Source organism: Sulfurovum sp., assembly GCF_036568385.1.
In the GTDB taxonomy this organism is placed as follows: Bacteria; Campylobacterota; Campylobacteria; order Campylobacterales; family Sulfurovaceae; genus Sulfurovum.
In genome coordinates this window covers 44,591-51,868 of the sequence record NZ_DATCSP010000040.1, presented here as the reverse complement: position 1 = coordinate 51,868, position 7,278 = coordinate 44,591, and the positions used below count along the sequence as shown (strand labels likewise).

6 protein-coding genes are annotated in these 7,278 nt (G+C 45.8%); 5 read left to right on the top strand and 1 reads right to left on the bottom strand.

Going from position 1 to position 7,278, the window contains the following annotated elements:
* From VIM88_RS04670 to rlmN, 3 genes are all read left to right on the top strand, one after another.
* On the top strand, positions 1-325 hold a 325-nt coding region (locus VIM88_RS04670; protein ID WP_331861720.1), incomplete at its 5' end, for a HisA/HisF-related TIM barrel protein.
* Between the two features lie 2 nt (positions 326-327).
* Positions 328-849, top strand: a complete 522-nt coding sequence (locus VIM88_RS04665; protein WP_331861719.1) for a purine-nucleoside phosphorylase — start codon at positions 328-330, stop codon at positions 847-849.
* A gap of 96 nt (positions 850-945) precedes the next feature.
* Positions 946-2,019, top strand: coding sequence for a 23S rRNA (adenine(2503)-C(2))-methyltransferase RlmN (gene rlmN, locus VIM88_RS04660; protein WP_331861718.1), 1,074 nt, complete (start codon positions 946-948; stop codon positions 2,017-2,019).
* A 250-nt stretch (positions 2,020-2,269) separates the two neighbouring features.
* Here rlmN and VIM88_RS04655 read toward each other — a convergent pair whose 3' ends face one another.
* Positions 2,270-3,196, bottom strand: a complete 927-nt coding sequence (locus tag VIM88_RS04655; RefSeq protein WP_331861717.1) for an RluA family pseudouridine synthase — start codon at positions 3,194-3,196, stop codon at positions 2,270-2,272.
* 116 nt (positions 3,197-3,312) lie between these two features.
* Here VIM88_RS04655 and purB point away from each other — a divergent pair, with 116 nt between their 5' ends.
* Positions 3,313-4,641: an adenylosuccinate lyase gene (gene purB / locus VIM88_RS04650; RefSeq protein WP_331861716.1), complete on the top strand. Its 1,329-nt coding sequence runs from the start codon at positions 3,313-3,315 to the stop codon at positions 4,639-4,641.
* 261 nt (positions 4,642-4,902) lie between these two features.
* Positions 4,903-7,272, top strand: a complete 2,370-nt coding sequence (locus tag VIM88_RS04645; protein ID WP_331861715.1) for a ribonucleoside-diphosphate reductase subunit alpha — start codon at positions 4,903-4,905, stop codon at positions 7,270-7,272.
* Positions 7,273-7,278: the final 6 nt, after the last annotated feature.

Here is a 7,278-nt window from a genome sequence, read left to right as displayed (position 1 = left end):
CGGGCGTAACGATACCGGTATCGATGCACTCGAATGGGCCAAAGAAGCCTGTGACAGAGGAGCGGGCGAGCTGCTTGTTACCTCTATGGATGCGGATGGAACGAAAGCAGGATTTGACAATGCCTTGAACAGAAAGATCAGCGACCTTGTCAATATCCCGGTGATCGCATCCGGCGGAGCCGGTACGATGCAGCACATCGAAGAAGCATTCACCCTTGGTCATGCTGATGCTGCTTTAGCGGCTTCGATCTTCCACTTTAAAGAGATTGACATTATGGAGCTGAAACGTTATCTTAAAGGGAAGCATATCCCTGTGAGAATGTAGTTATGATCATTTGTGCAGGAGAACGCGAACAGTTTGATTTTGCCATGCCCGTTGGCATTGGCATGACGGACGTAGCGATCAATTTAACGCGGTTATGTCTCTCACAGAAACCGAAATTTATATTGTTCGTGGGCACGGCAGGGTCGTATGGAGAAAAGAAGATCTTTGACATTGTCGAATCCAAGACCGCAACGAACATAGAGAACAGTTTTTTTACAGGCGGTTCCTACACCCCTATAGACAATATGGTTTCTACGGCAGAAGATGTTTCACGTGAAACAATCGTGAACTCCTCGAATTATATTACCACGGATAAAAAGATAGGAAAGGCATATCTTTCCAAAAATATCCATTTGGAAAATATGGAGTACTATGCCGTACTGAAAGTGGCCAGATCTTTTGATATTCCTGCGGCAGGTATTTTTATTGTGACGAATTATTGTGATGAAAATGCGCATCAAGACTTTATGGATAATCATAAAGAGGCGATGAAGAGACTTACTGAGTATATACAAAAAAACTAGCAGGGATGTCATCTTCGTGCCTGACCCGGAGATCACAACCTTGCAAAGACTAAACTATAGATTCCCGGGTCAAGCCCGAGAATGACGGGACATAAAATGAGTAAAAAAATAATACAAGATCTGACCAAAGAAGAGTTAAGCGAAGTGATCAAACCTTCTTTCCGTGCAAAGCAGATATACCACTGGATCTACCACAAGTATGCCGAGTCTTTTGAGGAGATGAAAAATATTCCCAAAGAGATGCGGGAGAAGCTGGAAGAGGAGTATACGCTCACGCCGCTCAAAACAGTCATGGTACAGAACTCCAAGGACGGTAGCCGCAAATATCTCTTCGAGCTGCATGACAAACATACGGTGGAATCCGTACTGCTCTTAATGAGGGAGAAGGAATATCATGAAGATGGCTCTGTTAAGCATCAGGAGCGCTATACGGTCTGTATCTCATCTCAGGTAGGGTGTAAGGTAGGGTGTGCCTTTTGTTTGACCGCAAAGGGCGGATTTATGCGTAATCTGACAGCGGGTGAGATCGTCGAACAGGTACGGATGATCAAGAAAGACAATGATATCGATGCCAACCGCCGTGTCAATATTGTCTATATGGGAATGGGTGAACCGCTTGACAACCTGACAGAAGTGGCAAAGGCGGTAAAGATATTTGCAGACCCGGAAGGTATGGCGATTGCCACACATAGACAAACGATCTCTACCTCTGGCCTGAGCAGCAAGATCGAGAAACTTGGAAAGATGGAGCTGGGGATCAATCTTGCGATCTCCCTGCATGCCGTGGATGATGCACTGAGACAAAAACTGATGCCTATCAACAAAGCCTATAATATTGCATCGATCATCGATGCGGTCAAAAATTTTCCTGTCAATGACAGGAAAAGGGTGATGTTCGAGTATCTTGTCATCAAGGATGTCAATGATGATATCTCTGCGGCAAAGAAGCTGCTTTCACTTCTTGATGGGATCAAGGCCAAGGTAAATCTGATCTACTTTAATCCGTACGGGGGTACTGAGTTCAAGCGGCCGAGCGAAAAAGACATGAAAGAGTTCCAGGAGTATCTCACCAAACGGGGACTGCACTGTACCATTCGTGAATCCAAAGGGCTGGATATCTCAGCAGCCTGCGGACAGTTGAGAGAGCAGGAATTAGAGGGAGAAGTCTGATGTCAAGTGTAGAGATTTTTATGTTGGGATTTATTGTGGTGGTTGCAGCTATCGGGGTAGGCTGGTTTATCTATGATTCCCGTTCTGAGGATGAGAAATAGTTTCTCGTTTTTTCTTTTTTTGTTTTGGAACACGATAGAAAATGAACCCAAAAGCACCGTCCCGCATAAAGTAAAAAAGTGCAATGGGTCGTCGCGGTGACGTACTTCTATGGATATTTAAAACTTTTTCAGGCAGACTAAAACACCTTTTATGCGTTAAAGATCCGTTCCTCTTTTGCACAGATCAAATGTCTCATCTGAGAAAAATCACTTTTACTCTCTATGTGGAATCTGGACCCGAAATTAAAAGAGAGGCTTTGCGCATGAAGCAACAGTCTGCTTGCTCCTGTTTCTTTTATACGGTCTTCAGGACTGAGTACCTCTTCGAGGTAGTCATTGGCAGTTTTGAAGGTTGTCCCGTAAAGAGGATCACCCAAAATGGGATGTTTCACGTGAAACAAATGGACCCTGATCTGATGCGTTCTCCCGGTATGAGGGTAGCAGGCAAGCAGTGTAGCATCCAGTGTTTCATCATACTCAAGCGGGATGAAATCCGTATGGGAAGCTTTGCCTTCCTCGGAGATAAAGACCTTGTGCTTGGTCTGGCTGTAGTCATTGTTTATCTTGATGCGCTCATGGGAAGAGAAGGGTTCTGTGAGTTTCCCGTCCACCCATGCAAGGTAGGATTTCTGAATGCTTCTGTTTTCAAAAGAACTTTTCAAAAAGGACTCGGACCTTTTATGTTTGCTCGCCAAAAGAAGCCCTGAAGTCTCCATGTCGATGCGGTGTACCGCATTTGCACTGTCCCCGGCAACGGTACGTATCTCGTCAAGCAGGGAATAGGGTGTTGACATGGTATTGGGATGGACCAAGACACCGGAATGTTTCTCGAAGACGATAAAGTCTTTCGTGTGAAAGAGGGGAAGGTTGCCTTGTGAAGAGGGCTTGAAATAGACGACTTCCACTTCCCCTTCTATAGACTCTCCCGTATTAAACAGGGATACACCGTTGACAAGAAGCCTGCCTTTTGACAATACACGTTGTGCTTCCCCCTGGGTAAAATTGAAGGCGCGCATGATAAATAGAAAGGCGGGCATTTTCTTTGGGACGGTAAATTTCTCTTTGACAAATGGCATTGCTGCTTCACCTTTTTACTGTAATCGGAGACTTAGCGAGCGCATACAACTAGTCGTAGTATTAACTGCTATTTTGGTAGAATTGTATCAAATTTTTATACACATAAGGGTATGCAATGGTAGAAAGATATGCAAGAGAAGAGATGACAAAACATTGGACACAGCATGCAAGATATGCAGCATGGCTAGAGGTGGAGAAAGCAGCTGTGAAAGCATGGAACAAACTGGGGCTCATTCCTGATGAGGATTGCGAAAAGATCGTCAAGAACGCTACCTTTTCCGTGGAGAGAATAGAAGAGATAGAAGCGGTGACAAAACATGACCTAATCGCTTTCAATACCAGTGTCAGTGAAAGTCTTGGAGAGGAGTCCCGATGGTTCCACTACGGGATGACCTCTTCAGATGCGGTGGATACGGGGGTGGCACTGCAAATGAAGGCATCACTGGAAATCATCATTGCCGATGTAAAGATGCTGATGGAGTCCATCAAGAAAAGAGCTGAAGAACACAAGATGACACTGATGGTAGGAAGAAGCCATGGTATCCATGGTGAGCCTATTACCTTTGGTCTGACGTTGGCCGTCTGGTATGACGAGATGGGCAGACATCTTAAGAACCTTGAAGAGACCATGGAAGTGATCGCTGTGGGTCAGATATCGGGTGCGATGGGCAACTTTGCACATGCGCCACTGGAGCTTGAAGAACTTGCCATGGCAGAGCTGGGGTTGAAACCTGAGCCTTGCTCCAACCAGGTGGTCCATAGGGACAGATATGCAAGGTTGGCAACGGCCTTGGCGCTGATGGCTTCCTCCATAGAGAAATTCGCGGTACAGGTCAGACACTTGCAAAGAACAGAAGTGTATGAAGCGGAGGAGTATTTTGCAAAAGGGCAAAAAGGATCTTCTGCGATGCCGCACAAAAGAAACCCTATTTTGACAGAGAACATTACCGGTCTTGCACGTATGATCAGAGCCTATGCCGCACCTGCTATGGAAAATGTGGCACTCTGGCATGAAAGAGATATTTCGCATTCCTCAACGGAGCGTTTCTGGCTACCTGACGCATTCATCACGAGTGACTTCATGCTGCACCGTATGAACAATGTGATCGCAAACCTGACAGTGATGCCGGAGAACATGATGAAGAACCTGAACTTGACAGGAGGACTGGTATTTTCTCAGAGAGTACTGCTTGAACTTCCCAAAGCAGGGGTCAGTCGTGAAGATGCCTACAGGATCGTACAAAGAAATGCGATGAAAGTATGGGAAGAGATACAGCAGGGAAAACCATCTACCAATGATAAGGGCGAGTCACTCTACCTTCAGTACCTGCTCGCGGATGAAGAACTGCGCCAGTCACTTTCCGAAGTGCAGATACGAGAGTGTTTCAACTATGACTACTACACGAAAAATGTGGATGCCATTTTTAAAAGGGTCTTTCAATAGACGATACCGTGGAGACTCTTTCCGCGGTAAAACAGAGATATGCTACCTTACTTTTTTCACCTTTTCTCTGATAAATAATACTTATACTTTTTGGCAATCTCCCTGCCAGTGAGCCTTTCAAATGCTATCACCAAATCTTATAAAAAAGATGCCTAAAAATGATACGACTTTTCAAAAACACGCAAGGTAAATTTGAGTAAAATCGGATTAATCAATGTTATCAAATCGCATGACAAAACAACACTAAAGGACAGGGAAAAGATGATCAGAGTTGTTAAACGAAATGGAAGAGTAGAAACCTTAGATGTAGGGAAGATCCAGAAATATACATCCGCTGCGGTAGAGGGTCTTGTACGCGTAAGTCAAAGCGAACTTGAAGTGGATGCAAAGCTCCAGTTCCGCGATATGATCTCTACTCAGGAGATACAGCAGACACTGATAAAAACGGCAGTTGACAAGATAGACATCGACAGGCCGGACTGGACCTTTGTGGCAGCAAGACTTTTCCTCTATGACCTTTATCATAAGGTCACGGGCTTTACAGGCTACAATCATCTGCGTGAATACTTTGAACGCGGTGAGAAAGAGGGCCGCATTGTGCTTGGGCTGAAAGAGAAGTATGATCTGGATGACCTCAATGAGTATATTAAGCCTGAACGCGATCTTCAGTTCAACTACCTTGGTATTCGTACACTGTATGACCGCTATCTGTTAAAAGACCGGAACGGCAGTCCTATTGAACTGCCTCAGCAGCTTTTTATGGGTGTCGCGATGTTTTTGGCACAAAACGAATTTGACTGTCAAACATGGGCGAAAAAGTTTTATGACATTTTGAGTAAGTTCGAGGTCATGGCCGCGACACCTACGCTATCGAACGCAAGAACGCCAAGACATCAATTGAGCTCATGTTACATCGGTTCAACCCCTGATAATATCGAGGGAATTTTTGACGGATACAAAGAGATGGCACTGCTATCCAAATTCGGCGGGGGGATCGGTTGGGACTGGTCCTTGGTGCGTGGTATGGGTTCCTACATCGATGGGCACAAGCATGCGGCAGGCGGTATCGTGCCTTTCCTCAAGATAGCCAATGATGTCGCCATAGCCGTAGACCAGCTGGGGACACGTAAAGGGGCGATCGCTGTCTATATAGAGCCCTGGCATGTAGATATCAGAGACTTCCTCGACCTGAAGAAGAACTCAGGAGAAGAGCGTCGTAGAGCACATGATCTTTTCCCTGCCGTATGGCTGAACGACCTCTTTATGAAAAGGGTAGAAGCGGATGAGATGTGGACACTCTTTGATCCGTTCGAAGTGACAGAGTTGACAACACTCTATGGTGAAGCATTCGAAGCGCGCTATATAGAGCTTGAAAACTCCGATGAAAAGATCACTAGAGAAAGGGTTTCTGCCAAGAGTCTTTGGAAAGAGATGCTCAGGTCTTACTTTGAAACAGGAAACCCCTTCCTTACTTTCAAAGATACGGCCAACAAAGCGAACCCCAACAAACATGTCGGCGTGATCAGAAGTACCAACCTTTGTACAGAGATCTTTCAGAATACCGCGCCAAACACGTATAAAACAAGGTTCACGTTTGAAGATGGGACGATAGAGGCGTATGATGAAGAGGAGATGATCACGGTAGATAACGGGATGACAAAACCTGCCAAAAAAGTGACCGCACTTGACAGCCTTAACGGTAAACAGATCTGGATCGTTGACAAAGAAAAGACCGATGGTGATACGGCGGTGTGTAACCTTGCATCTGTCAACCTCGCCAACGTGCATACCAAAGAGGATATGGCACGGGTCGTACCTACCGCCATCCGTATGCTTGACAATGTGATCGACCTGAACTTCTATCCGCTGGCCAAAGTGAAAAAGACCAATGAAAAGTCACGATCGATAGGACTGGGCGTGATGGGTGAGTCGCAGATGCTTGCAGAGAACCAGATAGAATGGGGAAGCCATGAGCACTACACTAAAATAGATGAGGTGATGGAGTCATTCTCTTACTATGCCATTGAGTCATCGAGTAATCTGGCGCTAGAGAAAGGGAAGTACCCGACGTTTGAAGGGTCTGACTGGTCCAAGGGCATCTTCCCTATAGACAAAGCGAATGAGAATGCCTGTAAACTGGTTGACAGGGGCGGCCTCTTTGGGTACACGCATGATTGGCAAGCGCTGAAAGAGAAGGTCAAAACGGACGGTATGAGAAACGGATATCTGATGGCTATCGCACCGACCAGTTCTATCTCTATCCTGACGGGAACCACACAGGCGATCGAACCGGTCTATAAAAGAAAATGGTTCGAAGAGAACCTCTCCGGGCTTATCCCTGTGGTAGCCCCGAACCTTACGGCAGATACCTGGCAGTACTATACGCCAGCATATGAACTTGACCAGAACGCTCTTATCAAAGCGGGAGCGATCAGGCAGAAATGGTTGGATCAGGGACAGAGTCTCAATATCTTCATTACGCTGGACAAAGCCAGCGGTAAGTATCTCAATGAGATCTATATGAATGCCTGGAAGTTTGGTTTGAAGTCCACGTACTACCTACGATCACAGTCTCCTGAGTCTACGAATGATGTAGAAGATAGATCACAAGAATGTGTGGGGTGTCAATAATATAGT

Bases quoted from the DNA above. Each gene is read 5' to 3' on its own strand.
- rlmN (WP_331861718.1), top strand. From the start codon at position 946: ATGAGTAAAAAAATAATACAAGATCTGACCAAAGAAGAGTTAAGCGAA.
- VIM88_RS04665 (WP_331861719.1), top strand. From the start codon at position 328: ATGATCATTTGTGCAGGAGAACGCGAACAGTTTGATTTTGCCATGCCC.
- purB (WP_331861716.1), top strand. From the start codon at position 3,313: ATGGTAGAAAGATATGCAAGAGAAGAGATGACAAAACATTGGACACAG.
- VIM88_RS04645 (WP_331861715.1), top strand. From the start codon at position 4,903: ATGATCAGAGTTGTTAAACGAAATGGAAGAGTAGAAACCTTAGATGTA.
- VIM88_RS04655 (WP_331861717.1), bottom strand. From the start codon at position 3,196: ATGCCATTTGTCAAAGAGAAATTTACCGTCCCAAAGAAAATGCCCGCC.